Source organism: Mycobacteroides abscessus ATCC 19977 (assembly GCF_000069185.1).
GTDB lineage: Bacteria > Actinomycetota > Actinomycetes > Mycobacteriales > Mycobacteriaceae > Mycobacterium > Mycobacterium abscessus.
The window spans coordinates 3763351-3789274 of sequence record NC_010397.1 but is presented as its reverse complement, the minus strand read 5'-3'; the positions used below and the strand labels follow the sequence as shown (position 1 = coordinate 3789274).

Genomic DNA, 25924 nt, shown 5'->3' with positions numbered 1-25924 from the left:
ATGCTGCCATGACAGTCATCCTCGCTATCGAAAGCTCGTGTGACGAAACCGGAGTGGGTATTGCCGAACTGACCCCCGACGGGTCGGTGGTGCTGCTGGCCGACGAGGTGGCCTCCAGTGTCGAGGAACATGCGCGTTTCGGCGGGGTGGTGCCGGAGATCGCTTCCCGCGCGCACCTGGAAGCGCTGGGCGTCACCGCACGGCGCGCGCTGGACCTTGCCGGGGTGCAGCGACCCGACGTCGTCGCGGCGACCATCGGGCCCGGGCTGGCCGGCGCGCTCCTGGTCGGGGTGTCGGCCGCCAAGGGGCTGGCACTGGCCTGGGGCGTGCCGTTCTACGGCGTGAACCATCTCGGTGGACATATCGCCGCCGACGTCTACGAGAACGGGCCGCTGCCCGAATGCGTGGCCTTGCTGGTCTCGGGCGGGCACACGAGCCTGCTGCACGTACGATCGCTGGCCGAGCCCATCGAAGAGCTCGGCGCCACCGTCGATGATGCCGCCGGCGAGGCGTACGACAAGGTGGCCCGGCTGCTCGGGCTGGGCTACCCGGGTGGCAAGGTGCTCGACGAGCTTGCACAACAAGGTGATTCGTCGGCAGTACCGTTCCCGCGGGGCATGACGGGTCCACGCGATGCCCGACACAGTTTCAGCTTCTCCGGGCTCAAGACCGCGGTGGCGCGGTACCTGGAAAAACACGGTGTAGAAGCCGATTTTTCTCCGGCCGATGTGGCCGCGGGTTTTCAGGAGGCGGTGGCCGACGTACTGACCATGAAGGCCGTGCGGGCGGCGACAGACCTGGGAGTGTCGACCCTGCTGATCGCCGGCGGCGTCGCCGCCAACTCGAGGGTGCGCGCGCTGGCCGAACAGCGTTGCGCGGAGACGGGTCTGACACTTCGGGTGCCGCCGCTGCGGCTGTGCACCGACAACGGGGCGATGATCGCTTCGTTCGCGGCACATCTGGTGGCCGCGGGCGCGCAGCCATCCTCGCTGCAGGCCGCGGCCGATCCCGGGCTCCCCGTCGTGAAGGGGCAAGTGCACTGATGAGCTTCGCTGATCGGCTGGCCATCACCGATCTGTTGTACCGCTACGCCGAGCTGATGGACGCGGGGGATTTCGACGGGATCGGCGAGCTCCTGGGCCGCGGCTCCTTCGGTGGTGAGCAGGGGAGTGTCTCGGGGGCCTCCGCCATCACCAAGCTTTTCTTCACCACCACGCGCCGCTACCGGGAGACTGGAGGTACGCCCCGTACCAGGCACCTGGTGCTCAACCCCGTCGTGGAGGTCGCCGGTGACGGCACCGCGTCGGCCAGATCGACGTTTTGCGTGGTCCAGGCCACCGAGCAGCTGCCGCTGCAGCCGATCGTGGTGGGCCGATACCGTGACACCTTCGGACAGGACGGGCACGGCTGGTACTTCAGCTCGCGCCGGGTGGATGTCGAGATGGTCGGTGATGTGTCGGCCCATCTGCTGATGGATCCGGGAGCCTTGAGCGGTTAAGGCCCAACCCACCCTTGAGCACTAGCACTCTCATGTATAGAGTGCTAGATGGCGATCGGTTGACGTCGTGTCGGCACCCGCGACGACGGCGCGACACTCATCCGGCCGCCGAAGCATCTGTTGACAATCCAGGCTCATGGGCAGCAGGCCCACCGAGCCACCCTGAGAGGGAAAGGGATCATTGTGGCCGTGAACATCAAGCCACTCGAGGACAAGATCCTCGTTCAGGCCAATGAGGCCGAGACCACGACCGCTTCCGGTCTGGTTATCCCGGACACCGCCAAGGAGAAGCCGCAGGAAGGCACCGTCGTCGCAGTTGGCCCAGGCCGCTGGGATGAGGATGGCGAGAAGCGGATCCCCCTGGACGTGTCCGAGGGTGACGTGGTCATCTACAGCAAGTACGGCGGCACCGAGATCAAGTACAACGGCGAGGAGTACTTGATCCTGTCGGCCCGCGACGTGCTGGCTGTCGTTAGCAAGTAGCACCGTGTGACCGCCCCGGAAAGAACCTGCGTTGCAGGCGATTTCCGGGGCGGCGCGCGTTTTACCCATTCCTGTCCGGTGCTGATAAAGCCGACTAGAGAGAACACATGAGCAAGCTGATCGAATTCAACGAGACCGCGCGCCGCGCCCTGGAAGCCGGGGTCAACAAGCTGGCCGACGCGGTCAAGGTCACGCTCGGTCCCCGCGGACGGCACGTGGTGCTGGCCAAGGCATTCGGCGGTCCCGCCGTGACCAACGACGGTGTCACCATCGCTCGTGACATCGACCTGGAAGACCCGTTCGAGAACCTGGGCGCCCAGCTGGTCAAGTCGGTGGCGACCAAGACCAACGACGTTGCCGGTGACGGCACCACCACCGCCACCGTGCTGGCTCAGGCACTGGTCAGAGCCGGCCTGCGCAACGTGGCCGCGGGTGCCAACCCGATCGCCCTCGGTGCCGGTATCTCCCGGGCCGCCGACGCGGTGTCCGAGCGGCTGCTGACGGTCGCCGCGCCGGTTGCCGGCGAGCACGCCATTGCGCAGGTGGCCACCGTATCTTCGCGCGATCCCGAGATCGGCGAGCTGGTCGGCGAGGCCATGACCAAGGTGGGTGGCGACGGTGTCGTTAGCGTCGAGGAGTCCTCGACCATCAACACCGAGCTGGTCATCACCGACGGTGTGCAGTTCGACAAGGGCTATCTGTCGCAGTACTTCGTGACCGACTTCGACGACCAGAAGGCGGTTCTGGAGGACGCACTGGTGCTGCTGCATCGCGACAAGATCAGCTCGCTGCCCGACCTGCTTCCGCTGCTGGAACTGGTGGCCAAGGAAGGCAAGCCGCTACTGATCGTGGCCGAAGACGTGGAGGGTGAGCCACTGTCGACCCTGGTGGTCAACGCGATTCGCAAGACCCTCAAGGCCGTCGCCGTCAAGGCGCCGTTCTTCGGTGACCGCCGCAAGGCATTCCTGGAGGACCTGGCCATCGTCACCAACGCCCAGGTGGTCAACCCGGATGTGGGGCTGTCGCTGCGTGAGGTGGGTATCGAGGTGCTGGGCACCGCCCGCCGCGTCGTGGTGAGCAAGGACGAGACGGTCATCGTCGACGGTGGCGGTTCCGAGGACGCCATCAAGGCACGTGTCGCCCAGTTGAAGGCGGAGATCGAAACCACCGACTCGGACTGGGACCGCGAGAAGCTGCAGGAGCGTCTGGCCAAGCTGGCCGGCGGCGTTGCCGTGATCAAGGTGGGCGCCCCCACCGACACCGCCCTCAAGGAGCGCAAGCATCGCGTCGAGGACGCCGTCTCGGCGGCCAAGGCCGCCGTGGAAGAGGGCATTGTGGCCGGTGGCGGTAGCGCCCTGGTGCAGGCCCGTTCGGCGCTGGACGGTCTGCGTGCCGAACTGAAGGGTGACGAGGCCAAGGGTGTCGACGTGTTCGAGGCCGCGTTGTCCGCTCCGCTGTTCTGGATTGCCACCAACGCCGGCCTGGATGGTGCCGTGGTGGTGAGCAAGGTGGCCGAGCTGGACGCCGGGCACGGCTTCAACGCGGCGACGCTGGAGTACGGCGACCTGATTGCCGATGGCGTCATCGATCCGGTGAAGGTGACTCGCTCGGCCGTCATCAACGCGGCATCGGCGGCTCGCATGATCCTGACGACCGAGACCAGCATCGTGGACAAGCCTGCCGAAGAGGCCGACCACGGGCACGGCCACCACGGTCACGCCCACTAGTTTGTGCGCAACGAAAGCACCCCTGGTCCTGTAGAGGCCGGGGGTGTTCTCGTCTTGGAAGTGGGTTCAACTCCTACCGGGAGGATTGCTGGCTAACGCAGATTCGCTGCCGGGGAGGTTCTATGGGTCTGAGTGTCAATCCTGACGACGTTGACGGTTTCGCTAAGACGGTGTGGCACGTCGGCGACAAGCTGGCCGCACTGCGGATGGATTCAGTTCTGCTGCAAGGGGCCGGGGCTTGCGAAGGCACTGCCCTTATGTCGGGGCTTCGCGCGCATGCTTTTGAGCAGCAAGATCATGTCACCAACCACGCGCGGCGCCTGGATGGGTTGGTGGATGAGTTGAAACGCACTGCCGAGGAGTTCCGTCGCACTGAGTCGCGTAGTGCTTCTCGGCTCGATGACACCGGCAAGCAACTGTGAAGATCTCGCAGGTTCGCGGTTGGCACCTCAGCGATCTGACCGACACTGCCACCGGTCTGCGTAACGGGGCTGCTCAGCTTGATGAGCATGCGTTGACGGTGATCAACGGCATGGATGGCGTATCGACCAACTGGGAGGGCGAAGCCCGAGACGCCTACGCGGTCAAGGTCAAAGACCACGGGGAAGAGTTCTTTCAGCGCAAGCAGCGGTGGAATAATGCTGCTGCCGTTCTCGATAAGGGTGCCCAGCAGATGGGACTACTGCGCGATGAACTTCTCAAACGCGTAGACGACCCTGCGGTGCAACAGATGTTCAACATCACGGACGATGGTGGCGTCACCCTGAAGCCTGAGTATCAGGCGACTCTTAAGTCTCCGAAAGACGTTGAGGCAGCCCAAACGCGACGCGCGGAATTCGAACATGCGTTGCGGGCGTTACTGGCAACCGCTGACGTAGCAGGACAGCAGTACGACTGGCAGGCGACGAACGCGCTTCGAGGCGAAAAGGATTCAGATCGTCCATTCGCGCCGCAGATACCCGATCACCCGACACCACCAACGTTCTCGAAAGACAATGCCAATAAGGATGGTTCGGGACCGGATCAGTACGGAATCGACAAGCCAGGCTTTTTGGACAAAGCCGGATTGCAGGCCACGCGAGCGTGGGCGGAGGGACTGGTCGGTAGCACTCGCGCGGCCGGGCAACAGTACGCGCCGGACTTGCTTCAACATTTTCTTGATGGTTCGGGCAAGCCTGCGACGGTGCCGGTCGACAATATGCTTCATGACATGTCGTGGTTCAAGCAAGACTCTACGGCTATGGCAAAAGCTAATTTGGACGCGGCAATGCGGTCGATGCCGCCAGGTTACGAGGGGCCGGTGGCCTTTCAAAGCGGATACGGTTCGGTAGATGGCGACCCCGCGCGGCCGAAAGCAGCGAGTAATCCAGACTGGTTCGCCGCACTGGGTTCCTTCAGTTATCAGACCAGCGGTGTAGCGATGCCTAATGGCAACGGCACCTACGATGTTTCGTCGCAAGTGAACATCTACGACTACTACAACTTTGAGACCACTGACCAACACCCATGGCCGCAACCATCGGATCTGAACAATTTGCATCGCGCAGGCTGGGCACAAAACTTCGAAACATTTGGCACTTCCAGTCCTCAGCGGAGTACCTGGCCATGACCGCACGCCTCATCGGCATCCTTGCTACGTGCGTACTCCTTCTCTGCGGCTGCGGGACCGGCTGGACTGACCACAAAGAGGGCAACGACCCCATGAGTGCCAAAGATGCGCTCAAAGTCGAGGTGCCAGCATCGGCTAGCAGCGTTATCGCTGAAATCGATCCCTACCGTATTCAATTCTTGATGCCGAATGATCAATGGCGCGACTACGCAAGTAAGTATCCGTTGGACCAGTTCGAAGAAGTTCCGTATCCCACCGAGTATGTAGTTCCGGCGATGTGCCTACCCGTTGCCCGTACTGGGGTGAAGTTGACCAGCTGGATCGCGGGAGACCAGATCCAGTATCTCGACACCGGTCAGCGCGCGCATCGGTCGATTACGGTCACACCCGATTGTGAGTCGGGGAAGGCATATGTGCAATGGGGTCTGAACACGCCGCAGTGAGTCTTATTTTGGCAGGTCAGCCGAAGCTGCTTGCGGCCAGGTTCAGTTCTTGCCGCAAGTGTGCTGTCAGATCTTCTATGTAGGGTCGGTGCCCGCGTTCGCCCTTGTTCTCGGTGGCTGCCGTACAGGACCGAGACCCAGCATCGTGGACAAGCTTGCCCAATAGGACCGGGGGTGCTTTCGTCTTCGCAGGGTTTACTTAGCGGATGGCTACTCACATGTCGCGGTTGGCCGCGCTCGCTCTGGCCGGGGTGCTGCTCTCGGGTTGCGAGGCCCATTTCAGTCTGGGGTCATCGTCCCCTGAACTCGCCAAGGCCAAGCTGGAGGCCGGGCTCAAGGACGCGATCACCGAGAAGACCGGTGTCACGCTCACCAGCGTCAGCTGTGACGGGCCGTTGAAGGGGGAGAAGGGTGCCACACAGCGCTGCGCCGTCATCGACGGCGAGGGTAAGACGATCGGTGTCACCGTGACGGCGACCGGTGTCGAGGGAACGAAGATCTCCTTCAACTGGAAGGTCGACGACCAACCGGCCAGCACCAGCACATAAAGGCCCCCGCAAACGTCGAGCCCCCGGTCACCGGTTGGGTGCGGGGGCCCGACGCATTGCTATGCGTATTACGCGGTACGACGTACTCCGCGGCGCAGAATCAGTTCACGTTCAGACTCGGAGAGCCCGCCCCAGATTCCGTACGGCTCGGCGACAGCCAGTGCGTGTGCGCGGCACTGCACCAGCACCGGGCAGGCCCGGCACATCTCCTTGGCCTTCATCTCACGCTGTGCGCGGGCGCGGCCGCGTTCACCGTCGGGATGGAAGAACACCGACGAATCGACTCCTCGGCAAACACCCTTCATCTGCCAATCCCAAATATCTGCGTTGGGCCCAGGCAATTGCTGTGGCTGCGGCATGTGGTTAACCCTCTCGCTGCGCGCGCAGTCGACCTGCGCGTGAGTAAGTAGCACCAGACGTGTCGCCAATGACAAGCGGTGTAAACAACGTAGGTGCGCGGTAGAAATCCAGTCAATAGGCGATGATCATGGCAACATCACACCATTAGGTCCAGAATTAACATCACGTTCATCGTCTTTGCTCATGCCTGGTACGTAACGGTCGCTCACCTGCATGGTCAGCGGGTTTTGGCCGTGGGTTTTCCGTTTCCTTAACGCGAAGTTTGGGAAGTGTTCACAGCTCCAGTTGATGTCGATTTAACATCCGCTGCATCAACTGTTAACGCCATATTTGACGGAATTGGTACGGTGGCCGCTCCCATGGTGACTTCCCCGGCCTCCGCCTCGATCACGCTTCTCGACGCCGCTTTCGGCGCCAGCCCAGCTACTTGGCCGCTTCCATGCGCCTCGACACCTCAGGATGCCTGGTTGCGCGCCATCGCGCTCGGTGGAGCGGGAAGATATGCCGCCGCGCACGCCGAACTGAGCGCCATTCCGGCATCGCGCCCCGGCGGGCTGGCCTCTCTGGCCCTGAGCACCCGCGCCTCACTGCTGCGTCAGCTCGCCTGGCATACGCACGCACGCGGGTTTGATGGCCGCGCGCTGTCATTGGCCGGCTCCGACGCCGAGGCGCGGTCTGACGCGCTTGTCGGGTTGGCCGCGGATGCGCTGGGCCTGGCGCGTTTTCCGCTTGCTCACGCGTTACTGGAACAGGCCGAGCCGCTGTCCGGGCGCGGTGATGCCCGCTGGCCGTGGCGTCTGCCGTTGCGGCTGGCCTGGGTGCATGCCGAGCTGGCCATGGTGTCCGGTGACGGTGAGCGCGCGCTGCGGTATGCGCACGCGGCCGAAGAGCTGGCGCAGGACGTGCCGTCGGTAAGGCACCAGGTCAAGACGACGATGGTGCTGGCCGCGGCGCTCAGCAGCGTCGGTGATCTTGATAAGTCGGCGGTCGTCGCCGCACGCGGGTTGCGGGCCGCGAGCGCCCATAAGCTGGTGCCGCTGCGCTGGGCGCTGGCGGCGATGCTGGCCGGTCTCCCGACGCCTGATGAGGCGGGGCGGCGCGGTGAAGACCTCGTTGCTGTTCGCCGTGAATGTGCCGCGTGGATTGCCCGCGCGGGCGGGGAGTGGCGCTTGGAGGTGGTGGACTAAATGAGCTGCCTGTTGGCGTCCAACGCTATTGTCCTTGGTAACAGCACCACCACGGTGCACCACACGTAACACTGGGGAATGCGCAGTCGATGACAAGTACGGAGAGCGGGCTCGACGACGTCGTTGCTGCTGCCGTCAGAGGCGATCGCGACGCGCTTTCCGAGGTACTTAGTGCCATCCGGCCCGTCGTGGTGCGATATTGCCGCGCTCGAGTCGGAACGGCGGAAAGAAGTGGTCTCTCCGCAGACGACGTAGCGCAGGAGGTGTGTCTCGCGGTGATCGCAGCGCTGCCTCGCTACCAAGATCAGGGACGCCCGTTCCTGGCATTTGTGTACGGCATCGCCGCGCACAAGGTAGCCGACGCGCATCGTGCGATGGCTCGGGATAAGTCCGATCCCGCCGAGAACCTTCCCGAGCAGGTGGACCGCCATGCGGGGCCCGAGCAGGAGGCGCTGAACTCCGAATCGTCGCGGCGCATGCAAGCGCTGCTGGAAGTACTGCCCGAGAAGCAACGCGAAATCCTGATCTTGCGCGTCGTGGTGGGCCTCTCGGCGGAAGAAACCGCCGATGCGGTCGGTAGTAGCGCGGGCGCGGTACGGGTGGCGCAGCACCGGGCACTTCAGAAACTCAAGGCCGAGATGACTCGGGCGGGTGATTACCGTGGCTGATGGACGCGGATGGTTCCCCGGCCAGGGTGGCTGGCAAGAGAACGAGGGACCGGAGGATCTGGCCGCACTGCGGCGCACCAACCGGATGATCGACGCCATCGCGGCGGATCTGCCGGTGGCCACCTCCGATTCGGACGAGTACGCCGTGGCGATGATGCTGGCGGCGTGGCGCGAGGACGTGGGGCGCGAGCCGATGCCTGCCAAACCCACACTCGGGCAAGCGCGTAACGCATTGCGCGATCGCGGCGGCCGGTCACGGATGCTGGCCACAACAGTCGGCTCGGCGGCCGCGGTAACCCTGTTGTTCGGCGGGTTCGGTGCCGCCGTCTACCAGTCGCATCCCGGTGATGCCCTCTACGGGCTGCGCACGTCGCTGTTCGGGGCGCCCCCGGCGGTGCGTACCGATCCGGTGGTGCTGTCGGCGCAGACCGAGCTCGCGCAGGTGGAAAAGCTTATTTCCCAAGGGGATTGGGAAGAGGCGCAGCAGCAACTGGGGGTGGCTGCCGCGCGCGTCAACGAGGTCGGCGACGCCCAGCAGAAGGCCGAGCTGGCCAGCCGTGTGCAGCAGGCGGAAGTCAGGATCGACGCCAAGGATCCGCAGGCGACGGTACCGCCGGAGATGGTGACCGAGACACCGCGAATCATGTTGTCGCCGCCATCGATTGCGCCCATCACCAGCACAACCACCACCTCGACCACGTCAACGACGTCGGCATCGACCACCACATCCGACAGCACGTCCGCGTCCACATCCACGACCGAAACAAGCGGGTCGGCGTCGCCGAGCACGTCCAGCTCCACGTCGACGAGCGCGACGGCGTCGACGAGCGTGACGTCCGTGCCGACGTCCACACCGACCACCGTCACGATCACTACGACGCCGCCCAGCTCGGCCGCCACGATCACCTCGACCCCGGCTAGCGCGACGGAGACGACGACCGCTCCGTCCGTGTCCACCGCACCGACCACGTCCGTACCGGGAGTGACGGCAAGCACCACAGTGCCGCCGACGGCGTCCATCGTGACGGTCCCCACGACTCCGGAAGGGGTGACCATCGTCACCACTCGGCCCGGCGTGGTCAACACTCCCGTGATCACCGCGCCGACGACGATCGAAGCGCCGGTGCCGATTACCCGCACCCCCGACAATCCGGCGCCGGCGTATCAGGCCCCCGTCAACAGCCCGGGGTCGGGGAACCTGCACGGGTATCCGGGCAGTGGCGGAAACGCGGGGTCGGGGTCGGACGGACCGTCACGGCACATGCCGGCAATGACGTCGGTTCCGGTCGCACCGGCCAACCCGGGGAGTGGGTCGGCGAATCAGGGCAGCGGATCGGGTTCGCACACCGACGAGTAGGCGTAGAGGCCTAGATCAAACGAGGAATCAGCGGAATCCGTCGCGGTCGGTTGCCGCCTCGTTGAGGGAGGCATCGGCATAGCCACGGCAATAATCCCAGGTCACGTAGGCCTCTGGCTCGGGATCGAAGGCCGGCTCATGCGGTCGGACCGTACCGTCGACCAGCAGCTGCAGCAGATTCGCGCGCAGCATGTCCCAGTCGTGGTAGTGATCCTGCTGGCATTCATCACAGCAAACCACGAGGCCGCGGATTCCCTTGTGGGCCAGCAGTGCCTCATAGACCGCGAGGTCGGCGAGATCCTCTTCGACCGCGATCCGCTCCTGCGGGTCGAGCGGCTGACCCGGCTCGATAGCATCGAGCGCGGCCGATGGATCGTGGGGGTCATCGGCGAACGGGTCCGGTGGCAGTCCCGGCGGAAAGTGGTCGCGCACACTCTTAGAGTACGCAGTTCGCCGGTTCACGCGCCAGCTCACGTGGGGCATGTCCCAGCACATATCCGGGCGATCGGAGTCTCAGCGAGCCGATAGGATGGATGCACTCCTTCCTCGTTGCGCGCCCGTTGCGCACCGGGATGTATCCGACGGCTATCTGGCATGGAGGCGTGAATGACCATTGCGGCAGGGTCCGTCCACACCGGCGGCGACGACCCGCACAAGGTCGCGATGCTCGGGTTGACGTTTGACGACGTGCTGTTGCTGCCGGCGGCATCGGATGTGCTTCCGGCGGGTGCGGACACCTCGTCGCAACTGACCAAGCGGATCAGACTGAACGTTCCGCTGGTCAGTTCGGCGATGGACACGGTGACCGAGGCGCGGATGGCCATCGCGATGGCTCGCGCCGGGGGCATGGGTGTGCTGCACCGCAATCTCTCGGTGGAAGACCAGGCGGGCCAGGTGGAGACCGTGAAGCGGTCGGAGGCCGGGATGGTGACCAACCCGGTGACCTGCTCGCCCGCGAACACCCTCGCCGAGGTGGACGCGCTGTGCGCGCGGTTCCGTATTTCGGGCCTGCCGGTGGTGGACGCGCAGGGCGCACTCGTGGGGATCATCACCAACCGCGATATGCGGTTCGAGGCCGACCTGTCCAAGCCCGTCGCCGAGGTGATGACCAAGGCTCCGTTGATCACCGCTCGTGAAGGTGTCACCGCGGACGCGGCGCTGGGCCTGTTGCGGCGCAACAAGATCGAGAAGCTGCCCATCGTCGATGGCGAGGGCCGGCTCACCGGACTGATCACCGTCAAGGACTTCGCGAAGACCGAGCAGCACCCCAACGCCACCAAGGACAGCGACGGGCGCCTGCTGGTCGGTGCGGCGGTCGGCGTGGGTGAAGATGCCTGGACGCGTGCCATGTCGCTGGTGGACGCGGGTGTCGACGTGCTGATCGTGGATACCGCCCATGCGCATAACCGCAAGGTGCTCGACATGGTGGGCAAGCTCAAGGCCGAGGTCGGCGAGCGCGTCGACGTGGTCGGTGGAAATGTGGCGACCCGATCGGCGGCGGCCGCGCTGGTCGAGGCGGGCGCCGACGCGGTGAAGGTCGGTGTGGGCCCCGGCTCCATCTGCACCACGCGTGTGGTTGCTGGTGTGGGTGCACCGCAGATCACCGCGATCCTGGAGGCGGCGACGGTGTGTCATCCGGCCGGTGTTCCCGTGATCGCCGACGGCGGCATGCAGTATTCGGGCGATATCGCCAAGGCGCTCGCGGCGGGTGCGTCCACCACGATGCTGGGGTCGCTGCTGGCCGGTACGGCCGAGTCGCCCGGTGAGCTGATCTTTGTCAACGGCAAGCAGTTCAAGAGCTACCGCGGCATGGGGTCCATGGGTGCCATGCAGGGCCGTGGTGCGACCAAGTCCTATTCGAAGGACCGCTACTTCCAGGACGACGTGCTGTCCGAGGACAAGCTGGTGCCGGAGGGCATCGAGGGCCGGGTTCCCTTCCGTGGTCCGTTGTCGACCGTCATGCATCAGCTGACGGGCGGTCTGCGCGCGGCCATGGGGTACACCGGGGCGTCGAGCATCGAGGAACTGCAGCGCGCTCAGTTCGTACAGATCACCGCGGCGGGGCTCAAGGAGAGCCATCCGCATGACATCACCATGACGGCCGAAGCGCCGAACTACTACGTGCGTTAACTGTCGGCACGGCAAAGGAAGTCAACATGCGTGACCTGGTCGAAATCGGCATGGGCAGAACCGCCCGTCGCACCTATGAACTCGATGATGTGAACATCGTCCCGTCGCGCCGCACGCGTTCCTCGCAGGACGTGTCGACGGCGTGGCAGCTCGATGCCTACCGTTTCGAGATTCCTGTGGTGGCGCATCCGACCGATGCGCTGGTTTCGCCGCGCTTTGCCATCGAACTGGGTAAGGCCGGCGGGCTCGGCGTCATCAACGGCGAGGGACTGTGGGGCCGGCACGCCGATGTCGAGGCCCGTATCGCCGAGGTGGTCGAGGTCGCGCAGAAGGAGCCGGAGCCCTCCGCCGCTATTCGCCTGTTGCAGCAATTGCATTCGGCCCCAATCGATCCCGATCTATTGGCTGCGGCCATCGCCGAGGTGCGCGGGGCCGGGGTGACCACCGCGGTGCGGGTGAGTCCGCAGAACGCGCAGCTACTCACCCCGCATCTGATTGCCGCGGGCATCGACCTGCTGGTCATTCACGGCACCATCGTGTCGGCCGAGCGGGTGGCCCGCGACGGCGAGCCGCTGAACCTGAAAACCTTTATTTCCGAACTGGATATCCCCGTTGTTGCCGGTGGCGTGATCGATCACCGCACGGCCCTGCACCTGATGCGAACCGGAGCCGCGGGCGTCATCGTCGGGTATGGGCAGACCGCGGGCGCGACCACCAGCAGTGAGGTGCTGGGCGTCAGCGTCGCCATGGCGACCGCCATTGCCGATGCCGCTGCTGCCCGCCGCGAGTACCTCGATGAGACCGGCGGCCGGTACGTGCACGTGTTGGCCGACGGTGACATCCACACCTCTGGAGACCTGGCCAAGTCGATCGCCTGTGGCGCCGATGCCGTCGTACTGGGGACCCCGCTGGCCGCGGCGCAGGAAGCCGCCGGTGACGGATGGTTCTGGCCGAACGCGGCCGCGCATCCATCCCTGCCGCGCGGCGCGCTGCTGCAGGTGGCGGTGGGGGAGCGGCCGCCATTGAGCGAGGTACTCGCGGGGCCCTCCGACGATCCGTTTGGCACCTTGAATCTTGTTGGTGGGCTCCGCCGTTCGATGGCCAAGTCCGGATATTGCGATCTCAAGGAGTTCCAGAAGGTCGGACTGACCGTCAACTCTTAGACATGTGTCTATTTAGGGTGACCTAATTTACAATACCCCCCTGGTTGTATTTCATACTGGTCGGTAACGTGACCACGCGGAGGTAGGCCAACGATGTCATCACCGGCAGCAGTCCCTGTAAAGCCCGAAGCAGATACCGACTTTGACGTACTGATCGTCGGATCCGGATTCGGCGGAAGCGTCACCGCCATGCGCCTGACCGAGAAGGGTTATCGCGTAGGTGTCCTGGAGGCGGGCCGACGGTTCGCGGACGAGGAATTCGCCGAGACCTCATGGGATCTGCGCAAGTTCCTATGGGCGCCGATGTTCAAGTGCTTCGGCATCCAGCGGATCCACCTGCTGAGCAACTGCATGATCCTGGCCGGTGCCGGGGTGGGTGGAGGCTCGCTGAACTACGCCAACACCCTCTACGTGCCACCGGACCCGTTCTTCAACGATCCGCAGTGGAAGGGCATCACCGACTGGCGCGCCGAACTCTCACCCCACTATGAGCAGGCCCAGCGGATGCTCGGTGTGGTGAAGAACCCCACCTTCACCGACGCCGACCGGCTCATCAAGGAGGTTGCCGACGACATGGGTGCCGGCGACACCTTTGTCGCGACACCAGTGGGTGTGTACTTCGGGCCCGACGGCACCAAGACCCCTGGCGTCAAAGTTCCCGATCCATACTTCGGCGGGGCCGGACCCGACCGGGTGGGCTGCACCGAGTGTGGATCCTGCATGACCGGCTGCCGGGTCGGCGCCAAGAACACTCTGGTCAAGAACTACCTGGGACTGGCTGAATCCAATGGTGCCCAGGTCATTCCGCTCACCACCGTGACCGCGGTGCAGCAGGGCGCGGACGGTGTCTGGCGCGTCTCCACCAAGTCCACCGGCCGTTGGGTGCGTAAGCAGCGCAAGACCTACACGGCCAAGTACGTGGTGTTGGCCGCCGGCACCTGGGGCACGCAGAACCTGCTGTTCAAGATGAAGGACAAGGGGTTGCTGCCCAAGCTGTCACAGCGGCTGGGCGTGCTGACCCGCACAAACTCCGAATCCATCGTCGGCGCGGGCCGGTTGGAGTACAAGGACGACCTGGACCTCACCCACGGTGTGGCCATCACGTCTTCCTTCCACCCGACCAGCGACACCCATATCGAGCCGGTCCGTTACGGCAAGGGCTCCAACGCGATGGGGCTGCTGCAGACCCTGATGACCGACGGCGATGGGCCGAAGTCGAGGTGGCGCCAGCTTATTGAGAACGCCCGTGCCGACTGGCGGGGCACGTTCCGGATGTTCAACGTGACGCAGTGGAGCGAGCGCACCGTTATCGCGCTGGTCATGCAGCACCTGGACAACTCGATCACCACCTTCACCAAGAAGACGTTGTTCTGGCGGCGTCTGGACAGCAAGCAAGGCCACGGGGAGCCCAACCCCACCTGGATTCCCGCGGGTAACGAGGCCACGCGGCGCCTGGCCGCCAAGATCGACGGCGTTGCCGGCGGCACCTGGGGCGAGCTGTTCAACATTCCGCTGACCGCGCACTTCCTGGGCGGTGCCGTGATCGGTACCAGCCCGGAGAACGGCGTCATCGACCCCTACCACCGGGTGTACGGCTACCCGACCATGTACGTGGTGGACGGAGCGTCGATCTCGGCCAACCTGGGCGTCAACCCGTCACTGAGCATTACCGCACAGGCCGAGCGTGCGGCGTCGTTGTGGCCCAACAAGGGTGAGACGGATCTGCGTCCGGAGCAGGGCCTGCCGTATCAGCGGATGGCCCCGGTGCCCCCGGTGCACCCGGTGGTCCCCGCCGATGCCCCGGGGGCGCTGCGGCGTCTGCCGATCGAACCGGTGAGCTCGGCCAGTTAGATCCGGGCCAATCCCCCCACGTGGGAGGTGCCCCCAGCACCACTAAGCTAAGCCGGTGGCGCAAACGGAGCAGCATGGCGACAGACCGGTTCTGGTCATCGACTTCGGGGCACAGTACGCGCAGCTGATCGCACGTCGCGTGCGTGAGGCGCGGGTGTTCTCTGAGGTGATCCCGCATTCGGCGAGTGTCGAGGAGATCAAGGGACGCAACCCCCGGGCGATCGTGCTCTCCGGTGGTCCGTCGAGCGTCTACGAAGAGGGCGCGCCTCAGCTCGATCCCGGCGTATTCGATTTGGATGTCCCGGTTTTCGGCATCTGCTACGGCTTCCAGGCCATGGCGCAGGTGCTCGGCGGAACCGTCGCGCACACCGGCACCAGCGAGTATGGCCGTACCGAGCTAACGGTCGCCGGCGGAGACCTGCATGAAGGCCTGCCCGATGTGCAGCCGGTGTGGATGAGCCATGGCGACGCGGTTACCGAGGCACCACAGGGTTTTACCGTCGTCGCCAGCAGCGAGGGCGCCCCGGTGGCGGCGTTCGAGAATCGGGAACGACGGCTGGCCGGGGTGCAGTACCACCCCGAGGTGCTGCACTCGCCGCATGGACAGCAGGTGCTGAGCCGCTTTCTGCATGAGTTCGCCGGCATCGAATCGGCATGGACCGCAGCCAATATCGCCGAGACACTCGTCGAGCAGGTGCGCACGCAGATCGGTGAGGGACGCGCGCTGTGCGCGTTGTCGGGCGGGGTCGATTCCGCGGTGGCGGCGGCTTTGGTGCAACGTGCCATCGGCGACAGGTTGACCTGTGTATTTGTTGATCACGGTCTGCTGCGCAGTGGTGAGCGGGCTCAGGTCGAGCATGATTTCGTGGCGGCGACCGGCGCCACGTTGGTGACCGTGGACGCGTCGGAGACATTCCTGGGCGAGCTGGCCGGGGTCACCGATCCGGAGGCCAAACGCAAAATCATTGGCCGCGAATTCATCCGGTCCTTCGAGGGCGCGGTCTCCGATGTCGTCGGCGACTCGCGACGCGACGACACTGCGGGTATCCAATTCTTGGTCCAGGGCACGCTGTATCCGGATGTCGTCGAGTCTGGCGGCGGCAGCGGTACGGCCAACATCAAGAGCCACCACAATGTGGGCGGGTTGCCCGAAGACCTGACCTTCACTCTCGTGGAGCCGCTGCGGCTGTTGTTCAAGGACGAGGTCCGCGCGGTGGGCCGTGAACTGGGGCTGCCCGAGGAAATCGTCGGCCGTCAGCCCTTCCCGGGACCAGGCCTGGCCATCAGGATCGTCGGCGAGGTCACGCCCGATCGGCTGGACACCCTGCGCCGCGCCGATGCCATTGCGCGCGAGGAACTTACCGCTGCGGGACAGGACCGCAATATCTGGCAGTGCCCGGTGGTGTTGTTGGCCGATGTGCGCTCGGTCGGAGTACAGGGCGACGGACGCACGTACGGACATCCCATCGTGCTGCGACCGGTGTCCAGCGAGGACGCGATGACCGCCGACTGGACTCGGTTGCCCTACGAGGTACTGGAGCGGATTTCGACGCGGATCACCAACGAGGTCCCCGAGGTGAACCGGGTGGTGCTGGACATCACCAGCAAGCCGCCTGGCACCATCGAATGGGAGTGATCCACTAGCTACGGCCGCGCCTGGTCGGAACTGCCACCAGCGCAACGCCGATGGCGATAGCGATGGCGATCGCGAGCCAGCCCAGCAGGTCGCTGTGTATCAATGCGACGAAGTCTTCGCCAGTGAGGGCCCATCCTCCGACCAGCACGGCCACCAGCCCGGATAGGGCAAGAACAACAGAGGGCCGGGTCTTTTCCTCGCTGGCTGTTTCGGGCGCGGATTCGGTCTGATCTGCCGCCTCGGCGGCGATGCCGGTGATGTCGGTGTTGGTCACTGGTTCGTTGGTGTTCTCAGACACGTCGCACCTCAATACTCCCTACATTGGCCGTGGCGTTGATGGTCAGCACCGGACCGGTACCGACTGGCGTGGGCAGGCAGTCGAAGCTGCCGACGCTCACCTCGCATCTGGTGCGCACATTCATGGCCGACGGAATCAGCACCTCGATATCGCCCATCCCGGCATCGATGTTCACGGTCTTGTCGCTGGTGAGCGTGACCCCGGTCAGGTCGAGAGTTATGGTGCCGATGCCGACCTCGTAATAGTCATCGATCTCGGAAGTCTCTGTGGGGCGGTAGCTTTGGTCACCGATGTTGAGAGACACCTCCAACGGCCCTATCGAGGACGCGACGATGACGAATCCGGCCAGCGGCACGGCCAGGAAGAGCAACGAATAGCCACTGCGAAACCACGCTCCCACCAACATCCCTATGCCGACAATCACCAGCGCCGCCGCGGCGACCACCACCGGAGTCACCCAGCTGCCGCCCAGGAGCCCGACAGCCACGAGCAGGGCGCTGACGATCAGCATGGCGCCGATGGTTACCGGGGCCACGCGTGACTTGGGTTTGGCCGGTGGGGCCGGCAGCGGGGTCGGGTCGGGCAGATCCCAGGTGAAGGGTGACATCCCCGGTGGGCTCCAGGTGGGCGGGGGCGGCGGCAAGGGCGCCGATAGCGGTTCGGTTTCCGGTTTGCCCACATCGACCGGGGCTGTCGTGGTGTCCGGCTGGGCATCCGGGGCGGGAGGCTGGTCAGTGGCGACCGGCGGAGCCGACGGGGGCTCGGTCTGGCGCTGGTAGAGCAGATACCAGCCTCCGAGCAGGACTGCGGCGCTGACGAATCCCCACGGATCGCGGTCGGGGTCGATGAAGGGCCCGCCGATGAGCAGCAGGACGATGATCCAGAAGACCATCTTCACCTTGGACTCGTGATACGGGGTGGTGTAGCGGGCGGTGGGCATGAGCAGCCAGCACGCTACGTACATGATGGCGCCGGCGCCGCCGAAAATCGTTGTCACCACGAAAATTACGCGTACCAGGAGCGGATCTACGTTGTAGCGGTAGCCGATTCCCGCGGCAATACCGGCGAGCTTGCCGTGTCCGGGCAGCCGCAACGGGCGAGTCCGCCACATGTCTGACAGCGTGGAGGACGGGGTCCGTTTGGTGGTGGTATCCGTGTCCATGAAAGCTATGGTGCCCAGCCGCGCGCATGTCCGCCATCAGGATTCACCCTGATCTTTGAAATAGGGGCTTCAGGGACAAGCCCGATGCCGGGGGAGCTTTGCCATGGCAGTATCGCAGAGGTGAGTCCCAGGTTCCGGAATGCCTTCGCGGGCGGAAATCGGCTGACCGCCGCGCCGCCGTTACGCCGGCGGACCGGTGGGCGAGTGGTGGCCGGTGTCGCCGGAGGGCTTGCCGACCATCTCGACGTCCCGGTGTTCCGGGTGCGGTTGGCCTTCGCGGTGCTGGGAGCCGCCAGCGGGATGGGCATCGTGGCGTACGGACTGCTGTGGATGCTGATGCCGCCGGGTGACGACGTCGCCGCCGTCAGCGCCACCGACCGCAGGCGGGCCACCGGGCTGTTGCTGTTGAGCCTTGCCGCGTTGATCATCCTGATGTCGACGGTCAGCGGCTCGGCGGCGTCGCTGGTATTCCCGACCGTGTTGGCGTTGACCGGGCTTGCGGTGGTGTGGCGCGAATTTGATGCGCAGGGACCAAGTTTGGCGGTATTAGGAGCGCCCGGCAGGCCGTCTATGCTGACGCTGGTCCGGGTAGTCGCCGGTGCGGCGCTGGTCTTCGGTGGGATCGCGGTGGTGGTCCTGCGCAATGTGGACCTGTCCTCTTTGCGTGATTCGCTGGTGGCCATCGCGGCCACGTTGGTGGGCGCGGTGTTGTTGACGGTGCCGTTGTGGTTGCGGTTGTGGCGTGCGCTGGGTATCGAGCGGGCCGCCCGTATCCGCACCGAGGAACGTGATGAGATCGCCTCGCATCTGCATGATTCGGTGCTTCAGACACTGGCATTGATCCAGAAGCGCACCGACAATCCCAGTGAGGTGTTGCGTCTGGCGCGCAGTCAGGAACGGGAGCTGCGCAGCTGGCTGTTCTCTGCGGGGGCTGCGTCGGATTCGTCGCTGGCGCAGGAGCTGCGCGCGGTGGCCGGCGAGGTCGAGGACACGCACACCGTGGCGGTCAGTCCGGTGATAGTCGGTGACGCCGACCTGGCGCTGGAGCCCGAGACCGGGCGTGCGTTGGTCGGAGCCACCCGCGAGGCGTTGGTGAACGCGGCCAAGCATTCCGGGCAATCGGATATCAACCTGTATGCCGAGGTGGAACCCGGCCAGATCAGCGTCTTCGTCAGGGATCGGGGTAAGGGGTTTGATCCCGAGGAGGTGCCGCAGGATCGGCAGGGCATCGCGCGCTCCATCAAGGCCAGAGTGCTACGCCGCGGTGGGCAGGTGCAGATCAAGTCGGAGATCGGCAAGGGCACCGAGGTGCGAATTATTATGCCGTACAAGGCCAACGATGTCGACGAGAAGGAGCAATGATGTTGCGGGTATTCCTGGTCGACGATCACGGGGTGTTCCGGTCCGGGGTGCGGGCCGAGCTGGCCGGTGAATCGGATATCGAGATCGTGGGTGAGGCCGGGTCGGTTGTTGAGGCCGTCGCCGGAATACGTTCCAGTGCACCGGATGTGGTGCTGCTCGATGTGCACATGCCCTCGGGCGGTGGGGTGGCCGTCATCAACGGAACAATAGGACCGGTATGCCCTGTTTTCCTGGCGCTCAGTGTGTCCGATGCCGCCGAGGATGTCATCGCGGTGATCAGGGCTGGGGCCAGAGGCTATGTCACCAAGACGATTTCGGGGAGTGAGCTCGCCGATGCGGTACGCCGGGTGGCCGGTGGCGACGCGGTGTTCAGTCCACGGTTGGCCGGATTTGTGCTCGATTCGTTCACCGGGCGATCGAATGCCCCGGAACCGGCGCTGGATCCGGAACTGGATTCGTTGACTCCGCGTGAGCTTGAGGTGCTGCGGCTCCTCGCCCGCGGATACACCTACCGCGAGATCGCCGAGGATTTGGTGATCTCGGTGAAGACGGTAGAGACTCACGCCTCTAATGTGCTGCGCAAGACCCAGCAGTCCAACCGCAACGCGTTGACGCGCTGGGCCCATACCCGCCAGCTCGACTGACGCTCGGTCCGTCCACACGCCATCTTGTGGCGAACATGTGCGAATCCGCCGCAATGCGGCGTGTCGGCAGATAGCTTCTGCTCCCAGCTGCTGCCTTGACGGTTGTCGGTGGCTGGGTGTTTACTCCAGACATCGAACATATGTTCTATTCAAGTGTGCCTGGAGGTGCGGTTGTGACGGCAGTGGCGGCCGCCGACGAAGCGCTGGTAAACCGTGCTGACCAGCTGCAAAAGCTTCGGCAGCAGATGGCGGCGATATCGGGGAAGGTCGGTGGGGACCGGTCCGCTGCGGGGCACTTTCCGGAGGCGCTGCCGGATGCACAGTCTTTGCTGCCAGGTTCCGATGCGCTGGCCAGGTCGATAGGTCATGTGTTGCGGCGCGGCACGGTCGCGGTGGCCGGTGGGGCCCGGTCGTTGCCCTTGGAGGTGGTGGCTTCGGTGACGGCCGCGGGCGGTTATGCCGCGATTGTGGGCATGCCCGAGGTGAGCGTGTTGGCCGCGGTGGAGCGGGGGGCGGACCTGAGCCGCCTGGCGTTGATTCCCCGCCCGGGCCTGAGCGCGGTGGAGGTGGCCTCGGTGCTCATGGATGGGATGGATCTGGTGGTGCTGGGTCTGGGAGGGCGCCAGGTGACCTCGACGTCGGCCCGCGCGATAGTGGCCCGGGCGCACAGCAACGGGTGCACGCTGTTGGCTGTCGGCGGGGACTGGGAGGGCGCCTCGGTTCGGTTGCAGGCGCAGATAACCGGTTACGACGGGGTGTCGGCCTGCGGCCTGGGGAGGATTCGTGGGGTGCGGACGGCGGTGCGGGTACGTGGTCGGGGCGGACGGGAGGTGTGTGGCAGTCGTGGTGCGATCAGATCTGCCTGAAAAGCCGAGAAAAGAACGGCGCAAAGCGCCACGGGTGCTGGCTATGTGGTGTCCGGACTGGCCTGCGGTGGCCGCTGCGGCGATGGCAGATCTTCCCGCCACTCGGCCCGTGGCGGTGACTCTGGCCAACAGGGTGACGGCATGCACCGCTGCGGCACGGGCGCTGGGAGTACGGCGGGGTATGCGGCGGCGCGAGTCCCAAGCGCGTTGTCCGCAGCTGCATATCGCGGTGGCCGACGCCGACCGCGACGCGCGGTTCTTCGAACCGATGATCGCGGCGGTGGACGATCTGGTGCCGGGGGCAGAGATTCTGCGTCCCGGACTGCTGGCACTGCCGGTGACCGGCGCCGCACGCTATTTCGGCAGCGAGCATGCCGCGGCGGAACGACTGGCCGACGCGGTGTCGGTGGCCGGGGCCGAATGCCAGGTGGGCATCGCCGATCAGATGTCCACGGCGGTGTATGCCGCGCGGCACGCGGCGCTGGTTCCGCCGGGTGGCGATGCGCAGTTTCTGGCCCCATTGTCGGTCAAAGAGCTGGCCGCTGAACCCAGTCTGTGCCACCCGCAACGAGAAGATTTGGTGGACCTGTTGTGGCGCATGGGCATTCGTACCATCGGGGCTTTCGCGGAACTGGCGCGGGCGGATGTCGCCTCGCGGTTCGATGATGACGCGGTGCAAGCGCATCGACATGCGCGAGCCGAATCGCAACGTCCGCCCTCGGGGCATGCGGTGCCGGCAGAACTGGGGGTCGAGTTGTCCTGCGATCCGCCGATCGATCGGGTGGATGCGGCGGCTTTCGCGGGGCGAACGCTGGCGGTGAGACTGCACGAGAGGCTGTCCTCGGCGGGAGTGGCCTGTTCCCGGTTGGCCATTCATGCCGTCACGGTGGATGGACAGGAGTTGTCCCGGGTATGGCGGTGTGCTGAACCGCTCACCGAGGAGGCGACCGCGGACCGGGTGCGCTGGCAGCTTGACGGCTGGCTTGCTCGGCGCCGCTGTCTGGACGGACCGGTGGCGCTGTTGCGGCTCGAGCCGGTCGAGGTGGTGACCGCCGAGGCGTTACAGCTGACGTTGTGGGGAGCGGTGGGCGCTGAGGAACGGCAGCGGGCACGTCGTGCGCTGACGCGGGTTCAGGACCTATTGGGAGAGGAGTCGGTACAGGTGGGAGTGATCAGTGGTGGGCGTGGCCCGGCGGAGCGAATTACCTTGGTGCCCTTGGGTGATGAGTTGAGACCACGAGCCGATCCCAGTGCCCCATGGCCGGGAAAGCTGCCCGATCCGGCTCCGGTGGTGTTATCCGACGAACCGGTGGAGTTGTTGGATGTCGACGGCGCCCCGGTGACGGTAACCGGGCGGGGAATGTTCTCGGGAGAACCGGCGAGGGTTCGGCGGGGAAACGGGCGCTGGGAGCTGAGCTGGTGGGCGGGGCCGTGGCCGATCGACGAGAGATGGTGGGAGGAGCGGGAACCGACGTCTGTTTCGGTGGCCGCACGGGCCCAGGTGCTGCTCGAAAGTAGCGGCGGCGGCCAGGCGCTGCTCCTGCATTTCCGCAGGCAACGTTGGTATGTGGAGGGTGTATATGAATGACGGACGGGGTCAGCGGGCGTCATCGACTGTGCGCGCGAATACGCTCACGCGCTCGATGAACCGCTGGAAGAACACTTCGGGATCGGTCTCCACCGCGATCTGCGCGTTGGGCCGCTGTCCCCACTGTCCCTTCCAGTCCGCAATGGTCATCGCACGCGTCAGATCCCCCGTCAGCTCGACATCGACGGTTGCGGAACGGGTTTGGACAAGTGATGGGTCCAGCGCCACCGCGGCGGCGAAGGGATCGTGCATATGCGCCAGGAAGCCTTCGCCCTGCTTCATGTGGAATTCGAAGTAGAAATGCGCGGCATCCTCGATGAAACGCAGCAACGAGTTGCTCGCTCCCGATCGGCTCGACGGAGAGTCGAGTACCGACAGGGGGGTGGTGGTGGCACCGGCGGCATCGGCCAGCCTGACCAGATGTTCCGGTGTCATGGCGATCGTTTCGGTGAGATTCAGGCCGCACACGATCGGAAGTTCTTGTACGCCCGCGGCTCCCCACGCGGCGTACACCTCCGCCGTGGCACCGGGATCCACGACGACGTTCCATTCCGCTACTGGAGTGGTGTTGCCGGGGTAGTCGAACGAGCCGCCCATGATCACAAGCCGTTTGAGGAGTTTGGGCAACTCGGGTTCGGTGCGCAGGGCTAGCGCCAGATTGGTCAGCGGGCCGGTCGCCAGACCTACTAGCTCTCCGGGGTATGCGTGCGCGGCCTTCACCCAGGCCTCGGCCGAGTCGTAATCGGTGAGTGTGCGGGTGGATTCCGGCAGCAAGGCATACCCGAGCCCAGTGGGGCCGTGGGTATCTTCCGCGGTGCGCAGCGCCGCGCTCAATGGTTCGGCGACACCTTTGGACACCGGAATCTGTGGTGCCTTACATAGCTCCAGCAGGCCCAGATTGTTCGCGCAAACATGGTCTACCGAGACATTGCCCGCAGTAGAAGCGATACCGACAATCTCCGCATCCTCGCTAGCGAGGAGATAGATCAATCCCAGTGCGTCATCCACTCCGGTATCGACGTCGGCAAAAACGGGAACCATGGACGTCAACCTACCGCCGGTTAGCTCTGTGCACGGATTCGACAAGCGGCAGAGCGTGCCATGGTAACAGTCATACGACTGACTTAATCTGCTGTTGGGATGAATCCAGTGCCGGTCGGTCAGCAAGGAGCGTGGGATGGGGCAAGGTGAAGTACGGCGGGAGACGGCAAATGGCCACCCGGGTTATCTCGACGGGGCCATCGAGGCGGGCACCCGGGCGGCTCTGGAGATCACCAATGCACTCCGGGGATGAGGCGCACCGCCTTCATCAGCGGGCCTGGCACACGTAACCGCGACACGGCCGCCACACGTTTGGCAGCCCGCGGGCGGCGCCGAGAGGTTGAAAGATCCCGGCGATCATCGACCGGCTCAAGTCCCCGGGCTGCCTTGGAATCCGGGTACGCCAGATACATCTGATGCAGGACCCGGCGGCTCAACTTGGGCGTGAGGTACTGCCCGATATCGGCGAAGGTGCCCATCGGATGGTCGATACGTGTCGGTTTCTCGATCAGACCGCGCACCACCATGGCTGCCGCATGCTCTGGGGTGAGGCCGCGCACCACATTCAGCTTGTGTGAGGGCGTGATCATCGGCGTCTTCACCAGTGGCATATGGATATTGGTGAAGGTGATGTGGTCGGATACCGTTTCGGTCGCTACCACATCGGCGAACGCATCCAGAGCCGCCTTGGTCGGAATGTAGGACGCGTATTTGGGATTGCGGGTCTGTACACCGGCCGTCGAGACGTTGACGACATGCCCGAATTTCCTTTCCCGCCAATGAGGGAGGAGTGCCAGCACCAACCGGACGGCGCCAAAGTAGTTGATCGCCATGACCCGTTCGTAGTCGTGGAATCGGTCGACCGTGTTTACCACCGAGCGGCGAATCGAGCGCCCGGCATTGTTGACCAGGTAGTCCACATGGCCGAATTGGCCGAGAATGCTCTTCACGGTGTCGTCGACAGCGGCGTAATCGGTGAGATCGCAGGGGAACGCATGCGCCTTACCGCCGTCCTCACGAATCTCCGCGACCAGTTGATCGAGCGCCTCCCCGTCGCGAGCGACCGCGAACACGGTGCCCCCACGTCGGGCGACGGCGATGGCCGCCGCGCGTCCGATGCCGCTGGATGCACCTGTGATGATGACGTGCCGGCCCACCAGCGGCCCGGCGGGGTCGTCGCGACGGTACCGCTCGGGGTCCAGGTTCCTGCGCCAGTATTGGTACAGCCGGCCCGCGTAGCTGCCGAAGGGAGGGACCTTGATGCCGCTGGGACGCAAGGCTTCTTGCGTCGACTCCGAGATGAAGGTGGGCATGATCTCGGTGATGTCGATGACCTCGGGCGGGATGCCCAGCTGGGTGACCACCATGTTGCGCCAGACCTTGAGTGTGCCGCGGGCGCGCAGGAACGGCGTGGCTACCGCGTGCGGCAGTGAGCCGCGCACGGGTGGCAGGCCCGCGGCGGCCGCTATGCCGGAGTAGATGTCGCGCAGGTAGGTTACTTCCGGATTGGTCAAGTGGAAGGCTTGTCCGTCGCGTCCCTCCTGATGCATCAGCTCAACGGTGGCATCGACGACGTAGTCGACGGGAACGATGTTGGAGCGTCCGGCCCGGGGCAGCATCATGGGTGTAAAGCTGGGCAACTTGGCGAGCTTGGCGAAGACTCCGAAGAAGTAGTACGGACCGTCGATCTTGTCCATCTCACCGGTCCTGGAATCCCCGACGACGACGGCGGGTCGGTAAATCCGGTACCGCAGACCGGGTTCCGAACGCACCAGCAATTCGGCCTCGAACTTGGTCTGGTGATAGGGCGTCGGCAGGTCCTGATTGACGTCGAAGTCGTCTTCGGTGAACTCGCCTTCATAGCTTCCCGCGACTGCGATGGACGAGATGTGGTGCAGGATGGCCCCGGTGCGCTTGGCCAATGCGATCACCGAGCGAGTGCCCTCGACGTTGGCGGCGCGTTGTGCCTTGTCGTCGACCGTGATGTCGTAGATCGCGGCGCAGTGGACGATGTGATCGGCAGTGACCGGGTCGCCCTCGGCGGGTAGGCCGAGATCGGGCTGGGTGAGATCACCAACCAGTGGCTGCACCCTGTCGTCCCATTGTTCGGCGAGCTTTTCGAAACGCGACAGGGACTCGCGCCGCACCAGGATCGCGACTTCGGCCGCCGGCTGGGTCTCGAGGATTCGGGTCACAATCCGTCGTCCGATAAAGCCGGTGCCGCCGGTGACGATGTATTTCACGCGCTACCCCTGAGACTGTTAGGCCGCTTATCGACCCGTTTGGATTCATCGTTGCCGTTT

The 25924-nt window shown here is 64.9% G+C and carries 25 protein-coding genes; 19 read left to right on the top strand and 6 right to left on the bottom strand.

Annotation, left to right across the window (positions count from 1 at the left end):
- Positions 1–8: 8 nt before the first annotated feature.
- The 8 genes from tsaD (at position 9) to MAB_RS18890 (ending at position 6308) form a co-directional block, all read left to right on the top strand.
- Positions 9–1043, top strand: a complete 1035-nt coding sequence (gene tsaD, locus MAB_RS18925) for a tRNA (adenosine(37)-N6)-threonylcarbamoyltransferase complex transferase subunit TsaD (RefSeq protein WP_005080603.1) — start codon at positions 9–11, stop codon at positions 1041–1043.
- Positions 1043–1498: a nuclear transport factor 2 family protein gene (locus MAB_RS18920; protein ID WP_005080606.1), complete on the top strand. Its 456-nt coding sequence runs from the start codon at positions 1043–1045 to the stop codon at positions 1496–1498. The genes tsaD and MAB_RS18920 overlap by 1 nt, the downstream gene beginning before the upstream one ends.
- 180 nt (positions 1499–1678) lie before the next feature.
- Positions 1679–1981 carry a co-chaperone GroES gene (gene groES, locus MAB_RS18915; RefSeq protein ID WP_032668542.1) on the top strand — a complete coding sequence of 101 codons (303 nt, stop codon included), beginning with the start codon at positions 1679–1681 and terminating at the stop codon, positions 1979–1981.
- 107 nt (positions 1982–2088) lie between these two features.
- Positions 2089–3708, top strand: a complete 1620-nt coding sequence (gene groL, locus MAB_RS18910) for a chaperonin GroEL (RefSeq protein ID WP_005080608.1) — start codon at positions 2089–2091, stop codon at positions 3706–3708.
- A 122-nt stretch (positions 3709–3830) separates the two neighbouring features.
- A complete protein-coding gene (locus MAB_RS18905) occupies positions 3831–4130 on the top strand; it encodes a hypothetical protein (RefSeq protein WP_005094441.1) in 300 nt (99 codons plus the stop codon).
- Positions 4127–5317, top strand: coding sequence for a hypothetical protein (locus MAB_RS18900; RefSeq protein WP_005091538.1), 1191 nt, complete (start codon positions 4127–4129; stop codon positions 5315–5317). Before MAB_RS18905 ends, MAB_RS18900 begins: the two co-directional genes overlap by 4 nt.
- Positions 5314–5760: a hypothetical protein gene (locus MAB_RS18895; protein ID WP_005098397.1), complete on the top strand. Its 447-nt coding sequence runs from the start codon at positions 5314–5316 to the stop codon at positions 5758–5760. Before MAB_RS18900 ends, MAB_RS18895 begins: the two co-directional genes overlap by 4 nt.
- 218 nt (positions 5761–5978) lie before the next feature.
- Positions 5979–6308: a DUF4333 domain-containing protein gene (locus MAB_RS18890; RefSeq protein WP_005077518.1), complete on the top strand. Its 330-nt coding sequence runs from the start codon at positions 5979–5981 to the stop codon at positions 6306–6308.
- A gap of 68 nt (positions 6309–6376) precedes the next feature.
- Here the strand turns inward: MAB_RS18890 and MAB_RS18885 are convergent, their stop codons facing one another.
- Complete coding sequence (locus MAB_RS18885) at positions 6377–6667, bottom strand: WhiB family transcriptional regulator (RefSeq protein ID WP_005056056.1); 291 nt, start codon at positions 6665–6667, stop codon at positions 6377–6379.
- 360 nt (positions 6668–7027) lie between these two features.
- Between MAB_RS18885 and MAB_RS18880 the strand changes: the two genes are divergently transcribed.
- The 3 genes from MAB_RS18880 (at position 7028) to MAB_RS18870 (ending at position 9880) form a co-directional block, all read left to right on the top strand.
- Positions 7028–7855 carry a hypothetical protein gene (locus tag MAB_RS18880; protein WP_005080646.1) on the top strand — a complete coding sequence of 276 codons (828 nt, stop codon included), beginning with the start codon at positions 7028–7030 and terminating at the stop codon, positions 7853–7855.
- 89 nt (positions 7856–7944) lie between these two features.
- Complete coding sequence (locus MAB_RS18875) at positions 7945–8523, top strand: sigma-70 family RNA polymerase sigma factor (RefSeq protein ID WP_012296687.1); 579 nt, start codon at positions 7945–7947, stop codon at positions 8521–8523.
- Positions 8516–9880 (top strand): anti-sigma-D factor RsdA, encoded by a 1365-nt coding sequence (locus tag MAB_RS18870; protein ID WP_005080648.1) that lies wholly within the window; start codon positions 8516–8518, stop codon positions 9878–9880. Before MAB_RS18875 ends, MAB_RS18870 begins: the two co-directional genes overlap by 8 nt.
- Positions 9881–9907: 27 nt before the next feature.
- Here the strand turns inward: MAB_RS18870 and MAB_RS18865 are convergent, their stop codons facing one another.
- Entirely contained in the window at positions 9908–10312 is a 405-nt protein-coding gene (locus tag MAB_RS18865; RefSeq protein ID WP_005056069.1) for a DUF5319 domain-containing protein, read from the bottom strand.
- A 174-nt stretch (positions 10313–10486) separates the two neighbouring features.
- Between MAB_RS18865 and guaB the strand changes: the two genes are divergently transcribed.
- From guaB to guaA, 4 genes are all read left to right on the top strand, one after another.
- Complete coding sequence (guaB, locus tag MAB_RS18860) at positions 10487–12010, top strand: IMP dehydrogenase (protein WP_005080651.1); 1524 nt, start codon at positions 10487–10489, stop codon at positions 12008–12010.
- 26 nt (positions 12011–12036) lie between these two features.
- Positions 12037–13173, top strand: a complete 1137-nt coding sequence (locus tag MAB_RS18855; RefSeq protein WP_005094436.1) for a GuaB3 family IMP dehydrogenase-related protein — start codon at positions 12037–12039, stop codon at positions 13171–13173.
- A 93-nt stretch (positions 13174–13266) separates the two neighbouring features.
- Positions 13267–15024 carry an FAD-dependent oxidoreductase gene (locus tag MAB_RS18850; protein ID WP_005080653.1) on the top strand — a complete coding sequence of 586 codons (1758 nt, stop codon included), beginning with the start codon at positions 13267–13269 and terminating at the stop codon, positions 15022–15024.
- Between the two features lie 55 nt (positions 15025–15079).
- Positions 15080–16660 carry a glutamine-hydrolyzing GMP synthase gene (guaA, locus tag MAB_RS18845; protein WP_005080654.1) on the top strand — a complete coding sequence of 527 codons (1581 nt, stop codon included), beginning with the start codon at positions 15080–15082 and terminating at the stop codon, positions 16658–16660.
- 4 nt (positions 16661–16664) lie between these two features.
- Here the strand turns inward: guaA and MAB_RS18840 are convergent, their stop codons facing one another.
- Both MAB_RS18840 and MAB_RS18835 read right to left on the bottom strand, forming a co-directional pair.
- Positions 16665–16958: a hypothetical protein gene (locus MAB_RS18840; protein ID WP_005091526.1), complete on the bottom strand. Its 294-nt coding sequence runs from the start codon at positions 16956–16958 to the stop codon at positions 16665–16667.
- The gene (locus MAB_RS18835) at positions 16951–18120 is read right to left on the bottom strand and encodes a PspC domain-containing protein (RefSeq protein WP_005111981.1); all 1170 of its coding nucleotides are present in this window, start codon (positions 18118–18120) and stop codon (positions 16951–16953) included. Before MAB_RS18835 ends, MAB_RS18840 begins: the two co-directional genes overlap by 8 nt.
- An 84-nt stretch (positions 18121–18204) precedes the next feature.
- Here MAB_RS18835 and MAB_RS18830 point away from each other — a divergent pair, with 84 nt between their 5' ends.
- From MAB_RS18830 to MAB_RS18815, 4 genes are all read left to right on the top strand, one after another.
- Positions 18205–19482 (top strand): ATP-binding protein, encoded by a 1278-nt coding sequence (locus MAB_RS18830; protein ID WP_021268753.1) that lies wholly within the window; start codon positions 18205–18207, stop codon positions 19480–19482.
- The gene (locus MAB_RS18825; RefSeq protein WP_012296686.1) at positions 19479–20126 is read left to right on the top strand and encodes a LuxR C-terminal-related transcriptional regulator; all 648 of its coding nucleotides are present in this window, start codon (positions 19479–19481) and stop codon (positions 20124–20126) included. The genes MAB_RS18830 and MAB_RS18825 overlap by 4 nt, the downstream gene beginning before the upstream one ends.
- 173 nt (positions 20127–20299) lie before the next feature.
- Entirely contained in the window at positions 20300–20992 is a 693-nt protein-coding gene (locus tag MAB_RS18820) for a hypothetical protein (protein WP_005094429.1), read from the top strand.
- Positions 20970–22580 (top strand): DNA polymerase Y family protein, encoded by a 1611-nt coding sequence (locus MAB_RS18815; protein WP_195158026.1) that lies wholly within the window; start codon positions 20970–20972, stop codon positions 22578–22580. Before MAB_RS18820 ends, MAB_RS18815 begins: the two co-directional genes overlap by 23 nt.
- A gap of 9 nt (positions 22581–22589) precedes the next feature.
- Here MAB_RS18815 and MAB_RS18810 read toward each other — a convergent pair whose 3' ends face one another.
- Together MAB_RS18810 and MAB_RS18805 are read right to left on the bottom strand one after the other, a co-directional pair.
- The gene (locus tag MAB_RS18810; RefSeq protein WP_005094425.1) at positions 22590–23621 is read right to left on the bottom strand and encodes a nucleoside hydrolase; all 1032 of its coding nucleotides are present in this window, start codon (positions 23619–23621) and stop codon (positions 22590–22592) included.
- Positions 23622–23851: 230 nt separating this feature from the next.
- The gene (locus MAB_RS18805; protein WP_005094422.1) at positions 23852–25864 is read right to left on the bottom strand and encodes an SDR family oxidoreductase; all 2013 of its coding nucleotides are present in this window, start codon (positions 25862–25864) and stop codon (positions 23852–23854) included.
- Positions 25865–25924: the final 60 nt, after the last annotated feature.